Annotated in this window: 17 protein-coding genes; 9 read left to right on the top strand and 8 right to left on the bottom strand. The window is 47.2% G+C overall.

Annotated features, from left to right (window positions below; genetic code table 11):
• On the top strand, positions 1 to 927 hold a 927-nt coding region (locus QUA80_RS16810), incomplete at its 5' end, for a Calx-beta domain-containing protein (RefSeq protein WP_333426289.1).
• 465 nt (positions 928 to 1,392) lie between these two features.
• On the opposite strand, the gene QUA80_RS16805 is transcribed toward QUA80_RS16810, so the two are convergent.
• Entirely contained in the window at positions 1,393 to 1,986 is a 594-nt protein-coding gene (locus tag QUA80_RS16805) for a DUF4129 domain-containing protein (protein WP_333426288.1), read from the bottom strand.
• A gap of 477 nt (positions 1,987 to 2,463) precedes the next feature.
• Here QUA80_RS16805 and QUA80_RS16800 point away from each other — a divergent pair, with 477 nt between their 5' ends.
• From QUA80_RS16800 to QUA80_RS16780, 5 genes are all read left to right on the top strand, one after another.
• Entirely contained in the window at positions 2,464 to 4,191 is a 1,728-nt protein-coding gene (locus QUA80_RS16800; RefSeq protein WP_333426287.1) for a diflavin flavoprotein, read from the top strand.
• 143 nt (positions 4,192 to 4,334) lie between these two features.
• Complete coding sequence (locus QUA80_RS16795) at positions 4,335 to 4,964, top strand: hypothetical protein (RefSeq protein WP_333426286.1); 630 nt, start codon at positions 4,335 to 4,337, stop codon at positions 4,962 to 4,964.
• Positions 4,957 to 6,702, top strand: a complete 1,746-nt coding sequence (locus QUA80_RS16790) for a diflavin flavoprotein (RefSeq protein ID WP_333426285.1) — start codon at positions 4,957 to 4,959, stop codon at positions 6,700 to 6,702. The genes QUA80_RS16795 and QUA80_RS16790 overlap by 8 nt, the downstream gene beginning before the upstream one ends.
• 114 nt (positions 6,703 to 6,816) lie before the next feature.
• Positions 6,817 to 7,083: a type II toxin-antitoxin system HicA family toxin gene (locus QUA80_RS16785; RefSeq protein WP_333132296.1), complete on the top strand. Its 267-nt coding sequence runs from the start codon at positions 6,817 to 6,819 to the stop codon at positions 7,081 to 7,083.
• A complete protein-coding gene (locus QUA80_RS16780; protein ID WP_333426284.1) occupies positions 7,070 to 7,279 on the top strand; it encodes a type II toxin-antitoxin system HicB family antitoxin in 210 nt (69 codons plus the stop codon). The genes QUA80_RS16785 and QUA80_RS16780 overlap by 14 nt, the downstream gene beginning before the upstream one ends.
• A gap of 61 nt (positions 7,280 to 7,340) precedes the next feature.
• Here QUA80_RS16780 and pgsA read toward each other — a convergent pair whose 3' ends face one another.
• The 7 genes from pgsA to QUA80_RS16745 form a co-directional block, all read right to left on the bottom strand.
• Positions 7,341 to 7,859 carry a CDP-diacylglycerol--glycerol-3-phosphate 3-phosphatidyltransferase gene (gene pgsA, locus QUA80_RS16775; protein ID WP_333426283.1) on the bottom strand — a complete coding sequence of 173 codons (519 nt, stop codon included), beginning with the start codon at positions 7,857 to 7,859 and terminating at the stop codon, positions 7,341 to 7,343.
• 155 nt (positions 7,860 to 8,014) lie between these two features.
• Complete coding sequence (locus tag QUA80_RS16770; RefSeq protein WP_333426282.1) at positions 8,015 to 8,857, bottom strand: ADP-ribosylglycohydrolase family protein; 843 nt, start codon at positions 8,855 to 8,857, stop codon at positions 8,015 to 8,017.
• An 82-nt stretch (positions 8,858 to 8,939) separates the two neighbouring features.
• Positions 8,940 to 9,650: a sugar transferase gene (locus QUA80_RS16765; protein ID WP_333426281.1), complete on the bottom strand. Its 711-nt coding sequence runs from the start codon at positions 9,648 to 9,650 to the stop codon at positions 8,940 to 8,942.
• Positions 9,651 to 10,025: 375 nt separating this feature from the next.
• Entirely contained in the window at positions 10,026 to 12,020 is a 1,995-nt protein-coding gene (locus QUA80_RS16760) for a hypothetical protein (RefSeq protein WP_333426280.1), read from the bottom strand.
• Positions 12,021 to 12,073: 53 nt separating this feature from the next.
• Entirely contained in the window at positions 12,074 to 14,383 is a 2,310-nt protein-coding gene (locus QUA80_RS16755; protein ID WP_333426279.1) for a hypothetical protein, read from the bottom strand.
• A gap of 315 nt (positions 14,384 to 14,698) precedes the next feature.
• Positions 14,699 to 14,896 carry a hypothetical protein gene (locus QUA80_RS16750; protein ID WP_333426278.1) on the bottom strand — a complete coding sequence of 66 codons (198 nt, stop codon included), beginning with the start codon at positions 14,894 to 14,896 and terminating at the stop codon, positions 14,699 to 14,701.
• Positions 14,897 to 14,971: 75 nt separating this feature from the next.
• On the bottom strand, positions 14,972 to 15,208 hold the full coding sequence (locus tag QUA80_RS16745; RefSeq protein WP_333426277.1) for a hypothetical protein: 237 nt from the start codon (positions 15,206 to 15,208) through the stop codon (positions 14,972 to 14,974).
• Positions 15,209 to 15,469: 261 nt separating this feature from the next.
• Between QUA80_RS16745 and QUA80_RS16740 the strand changes: the two genes are divergently transcribed.
• From QUA80_RS16740 to QUA80_RS16730, 3 genes are all read left to right on the top strand, one after another.
• Positions 15,470 to 16,180 carry a Crp/Fnr family transcriptional regulator gene (locus QUA80_RS16740; RefSeq protein ID WP_006632342.1) on the top strand — a complete coding sequence of 237 codons (711 nt, stop codon included), beginning with the start codon at positions 15,470 to 15,472 and terminating at the stop codon, positions 16,178 to 16,180.
• Positions 16,181 to 16,269: 89 nt separating this feature from the next.
• Entirely contained in the window at positions 16,270 to 16,767 is a 498-nt protein-coding gene (locus QUA80_RS16735) for a universal stress protein (RefSeq protein WP_333426276.1), read from the top strand.
• 251 nt (positions 16,768 to 17,018) lie between these two features.
• Positions 17,019 to 17,774: a DUF2232 domain-containing protein gene (locus QUA80_RS16730; protein WP_333426275.1), complete on the top strand. Its 756-nt coding sequence runs from the start codon at positions 17,019 to 17,021 to the stop codon at positions 17,772 to 17,774.
• The last annotated feature ends 114 nt before the right edge of the window (positions 17,775 to 17,888 follow it).

Here is a 17,888-nt window from a genome sequence, read left to right as displayed (position 1 = left end):
GACGGTTCGGCAAGTTCAACAGGCAGTGCACCTGATTACACTGGAACGTCGGCAGGAGTGTTGAATTTTGCTGCGGGTCAAACCACCGCTAGTTTCACGGTGACGGCTTTGAGCGATTTGACATTGGAATCGCCGGAAACGGTGAATTTGGTGCTCTTCGGTGGCAATGTCGGCAGTAGTCCGTCAATTTTGACGATTAATGATGTGGCGCCAACTGGGACGACGGTAACTCCGACGCCAACTCCGGCGCCAACGACCGTTCCAACCTATTACTTCAGTGCGGCTAATTACAACGTCAACGAGGGCAGCACTGCGGGGATTACCATCAATCGCAGTGGCAACCTTTCGCAACCGAGTGCGATTTTGTTCCGCACGGGTGACGGTAGTGCTAGTTCTCCAGCGGATTACAACAGTGTGACTCAAGGGGTCTTTTTTGCAGCCGGACAAAGTAGCGCACAAGTTTCGGTTCAAACTTTATTTGACTCTATCCCGGAGCCTACTGAAACGGTGAATTTGTTCTTGAGTGGTGGCAGTTTGGCTAGTCCGTCACTGGCAGTTTTGAGCATTATCGATCCTACTGCTGTCGCTCCGACTTCCTTCTTTTACGGTTCGTCTCCCGATCCTATTACTGATGGTGGTTCTGGAACTTTTACAATTAATCGGACTGGCAATACTTCGGTTTCGGCTTCGGTGGACTATTTGATTGCTCCTCCTACTGTTCCTGGTCAACCTTTTAACTTCATAGACTACACCATTAGTCCATTTGGGAATTTTACTGGAGGCACGGTTAACTTTAATCCCGGTCAAACTAGCGTTAGTCTGACGATTACCAATAATCCAGGTTTGACTGGTGGGAATGTGGGTTTAGGCTTTGGCCCAGGTACGAATGCCGGCATTCCGGGAAACACTACAATTACTCTGATTTAAGGCTGTTAGTAGAGCGAGGAATCCTTGCTCTACTAATATGTCCCGCAAGTAGTTAAATGTTTTTTATCAGTCTGGCTCCTCACTACAGCTTTTTTCAAGAAAGCGAGGTACGCGGGTAAAATCTTCGCTGTGTGACAGTCGCTGGCACGGACAACTAATGGGATTCACCGACAGGACCGATTGTGGGTGGCACTGACCCGAATCGTATTGCTGGGGTAGGTGCTAGTTTCGTTGCCTTCAACGCATTTGCTACTTCGGTCTGATAGCACCATTTCAAGGTCGTACTCTTAGATGCTGCGCGCGTTATTCGAGTACGACCTTTAACCTTTGTATGTGGAAAGAATTAGATTGCGATTTGCGATTGGGTGGGCGTTTTTGAGATTGTCGGTTTTTGGCAATAATGTTTGGTAAAACCTGCCCCTAGAATTATCGATTGGATATTATTGTTTTTTTGCGTTTACCTACTTAATCCTTAATTTGTTGATAAGCTTGCTGACACTCTTCAAAGGTTGAGGCGTCAGCTTCCCTATTCCCAAAAGATAGTTGCTGATGTATTTTGATCAAAGTTTCGTAAGGCGCTGGCTGGGGTAATTGCTCGATTAATTGCAAATATTCGCCATCAGTGCGGCTGGGTTGGTGAATCGCGGTTCCCGCATCATTTAACCGCTGCAACGCCGCCATGTAAAGACAGCGGCAAGCTTGGCGGTATTTCCCTTGCTGCTGCAACTTGTGCGATCGCAACAACCACTCTGTTACGGACAAATCTTTAATTGTTTGTTTCGCACTGCCATCAGTTGTTTGATTCCTCTTTTTGAAATTGTGAATATAAAAACGCGACAGTTGCCAAATCTGCCAGCTCGCCCAGACTGCGAGCAATGCTAAGATTAACCAAAAGGCTGATTTAGCGATCGCCCACAAGATGGGGGAATCAAACCAAGATGGCAATTTAACATTCGGTATATTTTGGGCAGTTTTTAGTTCCCACCACTCCTCTACTCGCTGTTGCAACTGTCCTAATTGCCAACTCAAATCAGTTTTCTCAAAGGAACTTTCAGACATAGCTTTACATCAATGAGTCGATTGTTGCTTGCGGATTGAGAATTTTTTTATTCTATTATTATTCCCAGCTCCCCGACTGATTAAAGAAATCTGGGATAAGAGAGCGCGATCGCGTTTTACGTTTGATTAGGTTGACTGAAATTCCGAGTTATTGTCCCCAATCCAAATCGCCGCGCGATCGACAATTGCATTTGACTGATAGTCTTCTAAAGCGGCGATCGCCCAACCGCTTTAACTCATTTTTATTACCACATAGATAAGTTTTTTGTCAACTGTTAATAGACCGAAAATAGATTTTCTTGAATTTTCCTTCTTCCTCAAATCCGTTACATCCCTTACAGTGCGCGTTGCCGAACTGACTCATCCGATAAATTTTGGGATACTTAACAGCCTCATAAGAAATTTTATAAAGATTTACAAAAGAAACGTGTCAGAATGAAGACAATAAGGTAATGGGTAACAGACAAGGAGGCACTGATGGTAGCGCTGACTGAACGAGTCCAACGCAGATTGACGGTGGAAAAAGTCGAAATTGCCCCTGACACAACGGCAATTCGATGCCTGGACTGGGATAGAGACCGCTTTGACATCGAATTCGGACTCAAAAACGGTACAACTTACAACTCATTCATCATTCGCGGTGAAAAAACAGCCCTCGTCGATACCTCGCACGAGAAGTTTCGCCAGCAGTACATCGAAACTCTGACGGGCGAAATTGACCCCAAAGAGATTGACTATCTAATTATCAGCCACACCGAACCAGACCACAGCGGTTTAGTCAAAGACGTGTTGGCGCTGGCACCCCAAGCGATTGTGGTGGGGGCGAAAGTAGCAATTCAATTTTTAGAAAATCTTGTACACCAACCATTTGAAAGATTGGTAGTCAAAAATGGGGACAAACTAGATTTAGGAAACGGCCACATTATCGAATTTGTATCGGCCCCGAACTTGCACTGGCCCGATACTATTTTCAGCTACGACAGCAAAACTCAAGTGCTGTTTACCTGCGACGCTTTCGGGATGCACTACTGTACCGACAGCACCTTCGATGACGATTTAGCAGCAGTTGAGGAAGATTACCACTTTTATTATGAGTGCTTGATGGCTCCCAACGCTCGATCGGTACTCGCTGCGATGAAGCGGATGGCAGAATTAGGAGAAATCGGCACAGTTGCGACCGGTCACGGCCCCTTGCTGCGGCACAACGTAGTTGAACTCACCGGGCGCTACAAAAAGTGGAGTCAAGCGCAAACCAAGGCAGAAACCACTGTAGCGGTATTTTACACTTCCGACTACGGATTTAGCGATCGGCTCAGTCAGGCGATCGCCCACGGTATCACCAAAACCGGTGTCGCTGTGGAAATGACGGATTTGAAAACCGCCGACTTGCAAGAAGTTGCGGAACTTGTCGGTAATGCTGCCGGCATTGTAATTTGTGCGCCGCCGAGTGGGGGTTCTGCTGCTGCGAATGCCGAAGCTGCCATCAACACAATTTTAGTTGCAGCTAACAACAAACAATCTTTCGGTTTGTGCGAATCCGGCGGGGGCGATGACGTATCTATTTACCCGCTGGGAAACAAGTTCAAAGAATTGGGTTTAAAAGAAGCTTTTCCCAACATTGTAATTAAAGAAACGCCGGCGGAACCGATTTATCAACTTTGCGATGAAGCCGGCACTGACTTGGGACAGTGGCTGACGCGGGACAAGGCTGTCAAACAGATGAAATCTCTCGACAGCGACCTCGATAAAGCTTTGGGACGGATCAGCGGCGGACTGTACATCATTACTGCTCAAAAAGGCGAGGTTAGCGGTGCAATGCTTGCTTCTTGGGTAACGCAGGCAAGTTTTAAACCGCTGGGTTTAACAATAGCAGTTGCGAAGGATCGGGCGATCGAATCGATGATGCACGCGGGAGATAAATTTGTTCTCAACGTGCTCGAAGAAGGCAATTATCAAACCTTGATGAGGCACTTTTTAAAGCGTTTTCCTCCAGGTGCCGATCGATTTGCCGGAGTTAAAACTCAACCTGCTACCAACGGTTCTCCGATTTTGACAGATGCTTTGGCTTACATGGAGTGCGAAGTAGTCAGCCGGATGGAACTTTCGGATCATCATATCGTATATGCGATCGTCGATAGCGGCCGCGTATCCAATCCCGACGCACTGCCGGCCGTTCACCACCGCAAAGTCGGAAATCACTATTAGGAAAGAAGTTCGGCTACGCAACAACTCTCAAATAATGGTGCGCACTGCGCACCTTACCAGGTTCTAAACGTAGGGTGCGCGCTGCCCAACTTACCGGGCAAATCGTTATCATTTTGACTCCATTTTTACTAGGGGAATTGCCAATGCCTGCCAATCTTTTAGAAGACCGAGATTACACAATTATTATTGCCAGAAGCGATGCCAGCAGAGACCCCCAACATCCTTGGTACGAGGATTGGGTAGAAGCACAGGCATCTCTGATCGACCTCGCAAAAAAATGTCAGCAATTTGACAGCGACGGCATCACCGTTTACGAAGCTTCTACTCCTATGTGGAAGTATAAAAATTCAAATGTTGCTCGGTTAGCTGAAATTTTGCAGCGACAAAATACGGAACCGGATTCAGAAATTCCGACGACAATTCATTTGGAAGAAGCTCTGAAAGAAACTTTTAGCGATTATTTTGCAAATAAGGCAAATGCCACAGGGAAGAAAGGAGCAATAATTGTTGCAGTCCTAGATCAAAAACCAGAGAATACCGCTGGTATCGCCGAAATTCTTGTAACTGCGGCCAATCAAATAGAGAAAGATGAAGAAATTGGGGTGAGCTTTATCCAAATTGGGGACGATTTGAAAACCCGGGAATTTCTGACTGACCTGGATACGAATTTACAGGGTAGAGGTGCAAGGTTTGACATTGTAGATACTAAATTTTGGCACGAAATCAAAAGAAGTTCTGTAGTTCAGTTTCTCATAGGTGCAATTAATGACTAACACTTTGATTCCTCAATTCGCATCTGGTGCCAAACCCCGCGACGTGCAGTTTATTCAAATTGCTGCAGATACTTTTATTGTGCGATCGCGCACTTGGGACAGACTCAAATTTGAAGTAGAATATTCCCTGCAAAGGGGTACGACAGCAAACAGCTATATTATTCAAGCTGACCAAACTGCTTTGTTCGACCCGCCGGGGGAATCTTTTACTCAAAATTATCTCGAATCTTTGCAGGAACGGGTGGACTTGACAAAGCTGGATTACGTGATTTTGGGGCATTTCAATACTAACAGGTCAGTAACAATTAAAGCTCTGTTAGAATTAGCTCCGGAAGTAGCTTTTGTTTGTACAAATCCCGCCGCAATTGGTTTGCGATCCGCTTTTCCCGAACAAGAGTTAAACATTACGATCGTTCGGGGAGAAGAAACTCTCAACTTAGGAAAAGGCCACGCCTTAAAATTCATCGCGACTCCGACTCCCCGCTGGCCAGATCAACTTTGCACCTACGATCCGCAAACTCGAATCGCGTTCACAGACAAACTATTTGGAGCCCACGTTTGCGGCGACCAAGTATTCGATGAAGGGTGGAGCGTTTACAGCGAAGACAGGCGCTATTATTACGATTCTCTGCACGCATCTCAGGCAAAACAAGTGCTGGGGGCAATGGATAAATTAGCCGATTTACCCGCAGCATTTTATGCTCCCGGTCACGGCCCGATCGTCCGTTACGGCCTCCACGAACTGACCAATTTGTATCGGGAATGGAGCCAGCAACAAAATTCCAAAGACTTGACAGTTGCTTTGATTTATGCTTCTGCTTACGGAAATACGGCTACTTTAGCGCAGGCGATCGCCAAAGGAATTACTAGGGCGGGGGTTGCTGTGGAAAGTATCAACTGCGAATTTGCCGAACCGGGAGAAATTCAAGAGGCGATCGAGAAATGCGCGGGATTTATTATCGGAACTCCCACGCTAGCAGGACACGCTCCCACCCAAATTCAAACTGCTTTGGGAATTGTTTTATCTACCGCAACTAAGAGCAAACTAGCGGGGGTTTTCGGTTCTTTTGGCTGGAGTGGAGAGGCGATCGACTTAGTGGAAAACAAGCTGAAAGATGCCGGCTATCGCATCGGATTTGAGCCGATTCGAGCAAAATTCAAGCCGACTGCTGCGACGATTCACGAGTGTACAGAAACGGGAACCGATTTTGCTCAAGCTTTGATTAAAGCGCAAAAATTGCGGGCACCGAAACCGCAGTTAGCAGCAGGTAGCGATCGTACCGAACAAGCAGTAGGCAGACTCGTCGGTTCGCTGTGCGTAGTCTCGGCGAAGCGGGATGATGTTACCAGTGCCATGCTGGCTTCCTGGGTGTCGCAAGCAACTTTTAATCCGCCCGGCGTGACGATTGCGGTGGCGAAAGATCGATCGATCGAATCTTTGATGTACGCCGGAGATAAATTTGTGCTGAATATCTTGGCAGAAGGGCGACAGTTGCGGAAGTATTTCATGAAAAACTTTGCTCCGGGAGAAGACAGATTTGCCGGAGTCGAAACAATGGAAGCTAGCAACGGCTGTCTCGTTTTGACTGATGCTCTAGCTTATCTAGAATGCAAAGTGATAAGTCGGATGGAATGCGGCGATCACTGGGTAGTTTATGCGGCGGTTGACAACGGTCATGTGCTCAAAAATGACGGCGTGACAGCGGTGCACTACCGGAAATCTGGTACTCATTATTAAGGAATTCGTCATTCGTCAGAATTTTTGATTCGGGCTTCTGATTTCTGACGAATGACTTTCGATCGCCAACTCTGAAATATGTCATCATAAAATAAATGATAACTTGGACAGAGCGTGAGTCAACCAGACAAACTGCTAGCTAAAATCTTACTTGGTAATTCCGACGCCAATATACCCTTTGCTCAACTTTGCCAACTTTTACGCAGACTCGGCTTTGAGGAACGGATTCGCGGCAGTCACCACATATTTGCTAAAGATGGTGTTGAAGAAATCCTAAATCTTCAACCCAAAGGCTCGCAAGCCAAAGCCTATCAAGTCAGGCAAATTCGTGAGGTAATTCTCAAACACCAACTAGGAGGTGAAAACGATGCTTCGCTATGAAATTATCCTCTACTGGAGTCAAGAAGACCAAGCATTTATTGCCGAAGTGCCCGAATTACCCGGATGTGCTGCGGATGGCGAAACTTATCAAGAAGCACTACAAAATATCGAGATGATTATGCAGGAGTGGATTGAGACGGCTCAGGAATTGGGGCGTTCTATTCCTCAACCGAAAGCTCGCTTAATTTCGGCTTAGTTTAATAGGAATTTAACTCGTTACCAGGAATAGCTTGGGAACGAGTAACCAAGAAGGTAGCTTACTTTTCCTCTGCCACCTGTTCCGGCCACAGATAAATAGCGCCAGAAATCAAAGTTAAAGCCACAGAAACCCAAAACGCAATTAATGCGGGAAAATTCCACGCTTCAGATAGAGGAGCAATTAAAAGTGCGATCGCCACAATCTGACTCACCGTCTTCAACTTCCCCCAAATATTAGCTCCAGAAATCGTAGTTTTATTAACACGCCACCCCGCAATTGTCAACTCCCGACCCAAAATCAAAAACACTCCCCAAGCCGGAACTCGACCCAACTCAATCAACACTAAAAGCGGCGCCAGCACCAACAATTTATCCACCAAAGGGTCGAGAAACTTACCCAAATCGGTAATTTGATTCAGCTTCCTAGCCAAATAGCCGTCCAGCCAATCAGTAGCCGCAGCTACCACAAAAATCGCGGTGCAAATCCAGCGGCTTTGCGCGCTTGGGTCGTACAAACCGTAGAGCAAAAAAGGCACTCCCAGTAAGCGAGAAAACGTAATCAAATTAGGCAAATTCATATAGAAGAAGGAAGAAGAGCGATGTAAAAATGCAATTGGGGACAATCGTTTCAGTGATTGAGAACGTCCTGACTGTCGGGCGCGGTTGCTGTGAATCAAAAATTAAGGGCAACTCTGCGAAGATTGCCCTTAATTTAACATTTTTTGCAGTCACTTTACTCAACAATGCTGTTCATCAATTTTTTATCCAGTTCTATGATATAATCTCTGCCGTAAGATTGATTTTCTAATCCTTGTACCAGATTTTCTGGCAGGTCTTGGGCAATTTCAGTGCTGCAGGAACCGGCAGCTAAAGCAATAGTTGCTACTGTATCGACATCTCCCGAAAAGGCAATACAATCTTGGAGCAGTTTGCTCATACTATCATTTCGCATTACAGCAGTAATAGCGGCTCTAACACAGACCAAACCTTTAGCGCTGACTTCTCCTTGCCAAGGTATCGACCACTCACCAGCGACGTGCTTTTCTAGAAAATTTCCCAAATTCTTCTTTAAACCTAGCTGATAAATAAAGTAATGAGACATCAAAGCGGCCGCTATAGCTGCTTTAATGCCATCAGGAGTGTTGTGAGTAATTGCAGCTTGAATGGTAGCATTTTCAATGACTTTTTCAATAGTAGGAAAAACGCCAATGGGGCCTGCTCGCATCGCAGATCCGCTTTTATCGCTAGCGGAGTGAATTTTTTCTAAGAATTCTTTTCCGTCTTGAACTTGTAGCAAAAAATTGTAAAATTTGCCAGCATAACCCAATCGCCGATCGCGGTGAAAAGCTGCAACAAATTTGGTGGCTAAAAGTTCCGGCGTCCAAGGTTCTCGGCTGACGATCGCTTCTGCGACGGCTAAACTCATCTGCGTATCGTCCGTGTAGCATCCAGGCCCGATGTCGTGACGGGGATGCTTGATGTAGCCGTTGAGATTGTTGTACAACTCGATCGTCTGCCGGTCAACAAATTCAAAACCCGCACCGTAAGCGTCACCGATCGCTAATTCTATTAACATATATTTAATCCGGTTTCCAAATATTTCATTCCCTGTTTGTTCCTAAAATAATAAAAAAAACAACCCAAAACAACTTACCTATTTAACAAGCACCGTCTTTAGTCAACACCACCCAAATTGTTTTGCAAATCAGACTGATGTCGTAGAAAACAGACCACTTGCGCTGATAGTCGAGATCCATCCGCACAATATCGTCAAAGTCTTTAACTCCCGAACGCCCGTTAACTTGCCACTCCCCAGTCATACCGGGCTTGACATTCAAACGCTGCCAGTGAAAATTGTTATAGGCAGCTACCTCATCGGGAGTGGGCGGCCGAGTTCCAACCAAACTCATGTCGCCGACTAACACGTTCCAGAATTGAGGCAACTCATCCAAACTCGTGCTCCGCAAAAAGCGACCGACGCGGGTAATTCGCGGGTCATTTTCATTCTTAAAAATGTGACCGTTGGCTTGGTTGCGAACTAAATGTTTGAGCTTTTCTGCACCGACAACCATCGATCGAAATTTCCACATTCTGAAATGTCGCCCTTTAAAGCTGCAGCGGACTTGACTGTACAGCAGCGGGCCCGGACTGTCCAACAGCATCGCCACTGCCACCGGCACCGCCACCACAGCAGCAATTGCCAGTCCCAGCAGCGAACCCAAAATATCGATCGACCGCTTTACCTTGCTTGTTACGGATCGGTGAACCTGCGGTTTTGATACACAAACTTTGTAAGTAGATTTTTGCACAAATAGGGACAGGATTTCTGATAATACTGATAATTTAGAAGCACCCATCCGAAATTTCATTTGATTTGCTTCAACTTTAAGGAGATCTCACGTCCATCTTATTAGCCACCCCAAATCTCCTGAACGTGAAATACTCAGCTTTGCACAATCTTTAAAAAGCAACAACACTTTTATAAAGTTTCTGTATATTTTATGTAAAAACCTATGAAATTTATGTAAACTTAAGTACATTTACATAAAAAAGTTAGTCATGGCCGCACAAAACCCAGTTTCTAAGCTGTTGCGCGTTTAAATTGCATATTCGGGACGTTGCTTTGAGCAACGTCCCACAATAATTTGAGCGATTTTTGACACACAATTTAAATGGAGAACAGCTTACTAGGAATGTTCGGGGAAGACAGGAGGATTCCACTGAGAAACCCGGTTTTTTGCCGTTTAGCGATAAGTATCCGTGCGAACATCCCAAGCAATTGTCAGCGGTTCTAACAATTTTTGCTGGCTGCTAGAAGCGAGTTTGCCTAAATATTCGCGAACAACAGAGGCCTGTTCGAGATTCAAGCGATAACCCCGCGAGACATCTTCAAAGAAAAGCGGCTCAGCCCAAATTGCTTCCCAATCGGGATTTTGTCTCGACTCGTCGGCCAGCAGCATGAAATCTTCCTCCGCAGGCACAAGTCCCTCCGGCAAATTTCCTTCCAAAATCCGCAGAACCCGGGGCTCGCAGGTGCGGGTATTCACGCCCTGGCGTTCCAACAACTGCAAAACTTCCTGAAAGCTCAGAGTTTCCTCACCCAAAACCTGCATTAATTCCCACAGCAGAAAAAAGTCGCTGTACTGCTGCTGCGACCCATCCAAAATTTGAGGATAAAGAGCCAAACTCGCCAACCCGCAGGCAACTCGACCAGTTTTTTCTGAAAAATTTGTACTTTGAGATACAGAATTTAATACAGAATTGTCAAGTTCCAAAATATCTCGATCGACCTCCAATTCCTGGTCTTGAACCACGATCGCATTCGGCAACTTCTGCCGCAACCAGCGGGCGATCGCAGGCCAAGCACCCATACCCCCTGCACAAATCGCCTGATTAATCCCCACAGGCGACATTCCCGCGCGGCTGAGCAAAGCATTCAATTCGCGGTTCAACTGCTGCACAAAAGGCACTAAAACCAGACTTTCCAAATCTTTGCGCTTCACATCCCAATGCTGCTGGCCAATATCCAAAGCAAAACTTTTTTGATGTTGCAAAATAACTTTTATTTGCCTTGCCGCCTGTAACAATTGCAGGCCAAAAGCAGAACCTAGTAACCGCTGCTGCAATTGATAGCGGTTCGGCAAATCTGGATGTCCCGGACGCGGCAAATCGATCGACATTCCCCAAGTTTCATTTTTAGCCAACAACTGACAGATAATATCTTGATCGAAAGCATCGCCAGCCGCATCAAAACTGTGGCAAGTAAAATCAGCACGAGTTAAATATTGAAGATTGGACGGCAACTCAACTAAAGCTAATTCCACCGTCGCCGCCCCCGCATTCAAAATCAAAGTTCCCCCGCTAAAAGACGAAGCATTCACACTCAGCGGTGCAGCTTCTTCACCGTCCTTAGCAGAATCCACGGGTGACGACTCCAATCCTGTGGCATTGTTCACAGGAGTTACAGCAGCCAGCAAAGTGGCGATCGCATCTTCTACCACAAAAATTTGCGAACCAGAAGCCACCAGAGACGCGCCCAAAACAGCCTCCCGCAGATTAAACCGATAAGCATCCGACCAACCTGCCGGAGTGCCCAAAATTACACCCCGCAAGTCTAAAAGCGCTGCATCGAAAGTTTCTGGCGTTAGTCCCGAAGCCCTGCAGATTAAATTAGAAACTGGCAATCCTGCAAAATTCGTCCTCGGTGCAGAATCCAAAACTTCCTCCGATCCGGCAAATTTTTGCCCCTGCTTCCTCGGATTCAAAGTAGCCAGCAGCGCCCGCACACCTTGCAGCGGCAAGGCGATCGAAACAGCCTGCAAGGGCGACCACTGCAACACCGGTTCGTACATTCCAGCAGCTTCCCGCTGATAAGGAATGCCCACCTTTAAAGGCAATTTTAAGTTTTGCAGTAAAAATTCTCCCGCAGGCAAAGCCAGGGGTGGGAATCCCACCGACTTGACTGTCACCTGCGGTGCAGGGCTCCCTGAGGCTGTTTCCGCCAGCACCGCAGCCGAGGGAATCCGAAAGCAGCGGCCTTTCTCGGAACCCTCAGCCTGCGGTGCTTCCCAGTAAATGGGGTACAACTGCCCTTCTTCGCGATCGACCAAAGCCGCAGACAGCCCGCTGGAGGCGAAATCAATGCCCAGGTACCAGCTAGAATTCCGGCGTTCTCGGGATGGGGCGATCGCACCTGCTGCAGAATGCCCAGCGGAATCTTGCTGCTGTGTCCCGGCCAACTCGCTAAAATCGGTTTTCCCCTCAACAACTCCTGCTTTACTCTCGGTCGAAATTAGGTTTTTTTTTTGCTTTCTGGAGGACTCGATCGCAGTTCGTTAGTTTCGGCAGTTTCTGGAGGGGGAGAATCAGTCAAAGGTCGATCGGTCTCGGTCAAACTAGCCAAAATCTCGTCTAGCGTCAAATTCGAGTAGTCTTCCTCCGCCAACAAATCATCCTCAAGTTCGTCTTCCAAAACAAAGGATTCATCCTCAGATGAGAGTTCCAACACATCGGAGAACAAATCCTCCAGCGTGCCGAGTTCTTCCTCTGCGACTTCGGCAAAGGGATTTTTTGCACCGCCCTCCTCGGGGGAACTCGCCGATAAATCCAAGCTGTTAGCTGCTGAGAAATTCGATCGCCCGAAGCTAGTATTTCCCAATCCCTCCAGATTGTAGAGGTCTCTCTCCAACTGTTGCAGAGTATTGTTGTCCAAATTTAAAGCTCGATCGAGGTCATCTTCTAATGCCTCGACCGGCAGCAAATCTTCGTCTGCCGAAGCTTGGATGTAGCCCTCATCTAGCGGCTGCGACGAAGTGCCGGACTCGCCTTTTTGAACCTCACCGGCACTCGACCAACCGGGCGCGGCACTGGGGCGGTTCGGGCTAATTGCAGCAGGCGTTCTCAAGGGCAAAGGTTGCTGTTCAGGCATCGCAGCCTCGAACTGATCGCCTCGGTTTTGAGCCGTTTCTAGATTTGCTCGATCGTCCGCGTCAACTTGCAGCGAGGCGGTTGAGGCTGGCGGTTGTGAAACTTGAGGTACTGATGCCGCTTGCGGTTCAAATAAATCGGCACTATCTAAAGTTAGAGATTCTACAGAATTACCTATGACAAAGTCTGAATCTGGATTTACTAAAATATCTTCCAGCGATTCGCCTTCATCCAGCAGATTGACAAACAAATCTTCGGTCATATTTAGGGCGTCGGCAGTTTCTTTATCCGACGCCGCTTGATATTGTACAGACTCACTTGCGGTTTCAAATTCAGTATTTTGGGGTAGTAAAGTTTCGAGTTCTAATTCTACTTCGGCGACTGCTTCTCCCGCGAACAAACTTGCATACAAATCCTCAACCTCTTCGTCTATTTCTGCTAACCTATTTTCCGATTCATCGCCGGTAAAAGGAGTTGCCGTTCCAGATTGGTCGGGTGTACAACCCAACAAATTATTGTCCAATTCGGGGAGCAAAATTGGTTTTTGAATGCGGTCGCGATCGCGCCTCAACTGTCGAAATTGCGGAGAAATTTCTGTACCGGCGTAGGGAAATCTGTCTTGTTCTCCGAATTCGCCGGTGCGATTGGACTGCACCGAGTCTCCACTCAGAGTCTCGGGGGCTGACAGGTCGATCGCAGTATTTGAGAGGGCTGGAGCGGCATCAGAGCGATCGGCTGCGGTTCGGGTGACTGTTTCGACATTTGCTAAATCGATCGGCTGCTGTACGTAGGAAGACGCTTCTCGCCCCAACTGTCCGGCCAAGTGGTTGACGAAAGCCGCGAATCTCGCCTCGCTCTGCTGGCTCAAACCGTACATATTGTCGAGTTCTTGTCTCAAGGAAGCTTGATAGCTTTGCAGATTTGCTTGCAAAGCCTCGAACACAATAGCCATCCTAGAATCTAGACTCATCAGCAGACTGTCAGCACGAGATTGCAACAGTTGCATTTGCTCGAACCTCTGAGCCGGTGTCAGCAGGGGGTGTTCTTCTGAGGTTTGTCGGTTAAGTGTTACGTCAAGAGCCGATGCTTCTGATTGTGCGCTGCCCAAAGAGTAAGGTACTGCGCTGCTTTGCAATAACTGATTTTCTAGGGAACTTAGAATTTGCGAGAAATCGCCAGTCAAGGTTTCTTCCAAGCGGGCAGTCAGTACCTGCAAGAATTCAGAAATGATTTGCTGTTGGTTTGCTTGTTGCTGAGCTAGGGATTGTTGCTGCTGCCGTTGTGCTTCTAGCTGTTTGATTTCTTGAATTAGAGCTTGCTGCTCTTGGCGCAGAGCTTCTATGTCTTCTTGGAGCGGCCCCGTCAGGCTTGAACGCAGGTGGCTGATTTCTCCGGTTACGGCAAGCATGATTTGCTCTGCTGCTGAGGGGCGAGGGGGGGGCAGAGGCACTTTGGGTACTGGAACTGGTTCGGGGCGGACATTTGGGCGGGCGGACCCCTTTGCGGGCGCTAGCTTTGAGTCTGAGGAAACCAGATAAGCGCGAACTCGCTCTAAAAGTTGGCGCTGGTGGACAGTATCGATCGAACCCGTCCAAGGCAAGCGGGGTGCGGGCTTGCTGAGTACCTCGTCAATCTCAGCAATCAGTGCTTGAATTTTGTACTTCTGAGAATTCAAGGGCGGAACCTCTGGGAATGCGGCTTGGGAGAAACTTTACCGAAAAAAGACTGAAGTCAGGCGGCAGCGATGCCAATAGATAGAATCATCTGAATGGGAGTCCGTCAATAATTCACTAATATTTTCTGGCAACTGTTAATTAACCTTTTGTCTTCGGATCACTTCTATTGCCTATGATAGGTTAGCGGGTACTTCCGCACCAAATGCCCGCTTCTATCAACTGCAAGTGCTATCTAATTCTGCGTCTGCTTGCCTGTTTCCCGGGCCGGATGTCGATTCATGCTCTGGATAGGTGCGATCGCGCGAACTTTGGCATTAACCCGCTCTAACGGCCGGCCGCACACCGTCACCCCGAGTTTGGCTAGTAGCGTGGCGGCGCGCCACTCTCTCTTCATCTTTCACCGACTTGGAAAAAACATCAAACCATTTGCGATTTGGGATGCCGAGATTCGGGATTGTCCCCGTACAGTCTGTTTGAGTAACCTTTAATAATAGCGCTTTATCGGTATTCATGGCTAGTAGATACTAATGGTACAATAATCTCGGGGCAGCAGAAAAGTTTGCTGAGAACTGCGTCAGTTTCGCTCGCTAAGGGCGCCCGACTTTAGGCTCGCAATAGCTGTCAATTTTGCCGATCGTGCTGACATTTGACAGATTCCAGGCAGTTGCAGTCGGATTGGGCCGCTGTCTTGCTTGCAGGCTGGTGCTGGTGGATTTTGCCGATCGAGTGCACGGCCGAGTGACAACAAATCTCTCAGCAGTGCTAAGCTTGTCTTCGCGAAGTGCTTTCAAAGGTAATTCGATCTGCTCAGTAGTTTGCCACATTGCTAAAATTTTGTTAATAAAATTTGCTCCGTGGTATGTATCTAAAAAATTATGGTATATTCTTTAGTTTCTAGCTCGCAATCAGAGCTTGAGGCTATTAATTCCCATATTTTTGGCATTTGACCGCAAAACTTTAGAGGTAAAATTGCCGATTTTAGATAGTTGCTTCTCAAATCTTGAATCTCAAATCGAATGACTCGGCTGCAAGCTATTTCTAACTGCCCAGCGCCGATCAAGCGCATAAATTAAAATGATGGCCTCATGGAAGACCGCTTTAACACCCGAGATCCGAATTCCAATATAAATCAATTGATAGTGTCTACTCCTTTTTTTGCAGGCTTACCCGATCCTGTAATTGAGAGAGCAACTGTCCACATCGTTACCCGCAGTCATCCGTCAAATCAAGTGATTTTACTCGAAAATGACTGGGGAACATCAGTGTATTTTATATTGGATGGTTGGGTGAAAATTCGCACCTACAACCTAGACGGAAAAGAAGTAACACTGAATATTTTAGGGAAAGGAGAATTGTTCGGGGAAATGGCCGCGATCGAAGAAGCACCGCGATCGACAGATGTGATCACCCTAGCCCCGACACTGATCGGCAATATGCCATCTCAGGATTTTGTGCAGCTCATTCATACCGAGCCCCTCGCAGGCATTCGCCTAGCTCAACTGATGGCGCGCCGCCTGCGGCAAGTCAACCGCCGCCTGCGTTTGCGAGAGTCGGACAGTACCTCGCGAGTAGCAGATATTCTATTATTTTTGGCAGAAGGGCAAGGGAAAATCATGTCCACAGGAGGTACAGAAATTCCCAACCTGCCACACAGAGAATTGAGCAGCCTCAGCGGGCTGGCTCGCGAAACAGTAACGCGAGTGCTGAGCAAGCTGGAAAAAAAAGGAACTATTCAGCGCGAACGTGACGTTTTGTGCATTCCCGACTTGCACGCCTTGGAGCGTCTGTTAGTCTAGAAGTATCAGAGATTGCTAATTTGAATTAGATTCAAAAGCACTCTCTGTTAACTAACTGATATTAATGATTTCCCGCAGGAGGTAAAGCTGTGAGTTTTAAGAAAATTTTCGCCGCCTTAGATGATTCTGAACTGGGCCACCGCGTCTTCACTCAAGCTTTAGAATTAGCTCTGAGCGATCGGGCCCAGGTGATGCTATTTAACTGCGTTACTGTCAGCACCCTGGGGGAGACGGCAGTACCTATTCCGGTAGATTTGGGCATGAATGTCGAGTTAATGGATCAAGCTTATCAAGCTCAACGTTTGCGGCTGGAAAGGGAGGTAAAACAGGCTTCGGGTTTGCTGAAAAATTACTGCGACGCCGCAGCAAAACAAGGATTGCAGGTGGAATTTGACTGCAAAACGGACGGCGATCCGGGGCACTGTATCTGTGAATCCGCCGAAAATTGGGGCGCAGATTTAATAGTTTTGGGGAGGCGCGGCCGCACGGGGTTCACAGAAGCTTTCCTCGGCAGCGTCAGCAATTATGTCGTTCACCACGCATCTTGTTCGGTTTTGGTAATTCAGGAAGTCAAAACCGAAAAATGATGATGCTGAAAATTTTGGCTGAGAAAATCCATCTAAAATAAGACTTGCGTTCGTGCACAAACCCGGTTTCTGCGAGCAAGATTAAATTTGGCAGCGAGGCATCCAAACAGTGAAACGGGGAATCAGGCGTATCGGGCGCAAGTCCCGTAAAATCTAAAATCTAAAATCTAAAATCGGAAAATGGGAAAATCGGGAATCAGCCGTATAGCCCGCAAGTTCGGTAAAATCTAAAATCTAAAATCTAAAATCGGATGAGTGATTTTTTGTCAGCAGATGCTGCATCTAATTCGGGCAGTTCACCCAGTACAAATAACGATCGGCAAACCGCTGATATTTCAGCAATGGCTGGCGATCGCCCAAATCCCGATCGGGGAACGGGCGCCTCTGGGGAAGCGCCTTTAAGGCTCGTAGAAACGGCATTTTTGGCAAGTACCGCTAGCTTGATTTGGCTGGTAAATTATTACTTTCCGCTGGGGCCTTTGCTGCGGGTTTTTTTCCCGATACCCATCGCCCTGGTTTACCTGCGCTGGGGGAACCGCGCTTCTTGGATGGCAGCTTTAGTTTCGGGTTTGCTGCTGTCGGTACTTATGGGCCCGACGCGCAGCATTTTATATGTAATTCCTTTTGGAATTATGGGAGTTTTGCTGGGAGGACTTTGGCGGCGCAAAGCGAGTTGGTCTGTTTCTATTAGTTTGGGCGCGCTAATTGGCACTCTTGGCTTCTTTTTTAAGTTTTGGCTGCTATCAGCTTTGGTGGGTCAGGATCTGTGGGTTTATGTAACCGCCCAGGTAACAGAGATCGTGGAATGGGTGTTTGTGAAGCTGGGCTGGCTGAGTGTGCCGAGTGTGAACACTATTGGGGCGATCGCCGCCGGCATGATTTTGGTTAACAATATTGTCTATTTATTTGTAGTGCATTTAGTAGCTTTGTTGTTGTTAGATCGTTTGGGAAATCCGATTCCGCGCCCGCCAAACTGGGTGCAAGTTTTGATTGATTATGACGAGTAATTATTAATTATTATACCAATTAAATTGGTATAACTAATTATTTAGGGCTTACTGAATAAGTTAGGAAAAATTGCGATCGCACTTGATGGGCAATTCAAGCTCGGCAAAACATAA

Source organism: Microcoleus sp. F4-D5 (assembly GCF_036704885.1).
GTDB lineage: Bacteria > Cyanobacteriota > Cyanobacteriia > Cyanobacteriales > Microcoleaceae > Microcoleus.
The sequence above is the reverse complement of the archived record's forward strand: the minus strand, read 5'-3'. Positions and strand labels throughout refer to the sequence as shown.

Excerpts from the sequence above, each read along its gene's own strand:
- QUA80_RS16770 (WP_333426282.1), bottom strand. The coding sequence starts at position 8,857 with ATGTTAATAGAATTAGCGATCGGTGACGCTTACGGTGCGGGTTTTGAA.
- QUA80_RS16795 (WP_333426286.1), top strand. The coding sequence starts at position 4,335 with ATGCCTGCCAATCTTTTAGAAGACCGAGATTACACAATTATTATTGCC.
- pgsA (WP_333426283.1), bottom strand. The coding sequence starts at position 7,859 with ATGAATTTGCCTAATTTGATTACGTTTTCTCGCTTACTGGGAGTGCCT.
- QUA80_RS16730 (WP_333426275.1), top strand. The coding sequence starts at position 17,019 with ATGAGTGATTTTTTGTCAGCAGATGCTGCATCTAATTCGGGCAGTTCA.
- QUA80_RS16790 (WP_333426285.1), top strand. The coding sequence starts at position 4,957 with ATGACTAACACTTTGATTCCTCAATTCGCATCTGGTGCCAAACCCCGC.
- QUA80_RS16740 (WP_006632342.1), top strand. The coding sequence starts at position 15,470 with ATGGAAGACCGCTTTAACACCCGAGATCCGAATTCCAATATAAATCAA.
- QUA80_RS16800 (WP_333426287.1), top strand. The coding sequence starts at position 2,464 with ATGGTAGCGCTGACTGAACGAGTCCAACGCAGATTGACGGTGGAAAAA.
- QUA80_RS16765 (WP_333426281.1), bottom strand. The coding sequence starts at position 9,650 with ATGAAATTTCGGATGGGTGCTTCTAAATTATCAGTATTATCAGAAATC.
- QUA80_RS16780 (WP_333426284.1), top strand. The coding sequence starts at position 7,070 with ATGCTTCGCTATGAAATTATCCTCTACTGGAGTCAAGAAGACCAAGCA.
- QUA80_RS16745 (WP_333426277.1), bottom strand. The coding sequence starts at position 15,208 with ATGTGGCAAACTACTGAGCAGATCGAATTACCTTTGAAAGCACTTCGC.
- QUA80_RS16750 (WP_333426278.1), bottom strand. The coding sequence starts at position 14,896 with ATGAATACCGATAAAGCGCTATTATTAAAGGTTACTCAAACAGACTGT.
- QUA80_RS16805 (WP_333426288.1), bottom strand. The coding sequence starts at position 1,986 with ATGTCTGAAAGTTCCTTTGAGAAAACTGATTTGAGTTGGCAATTAGGA.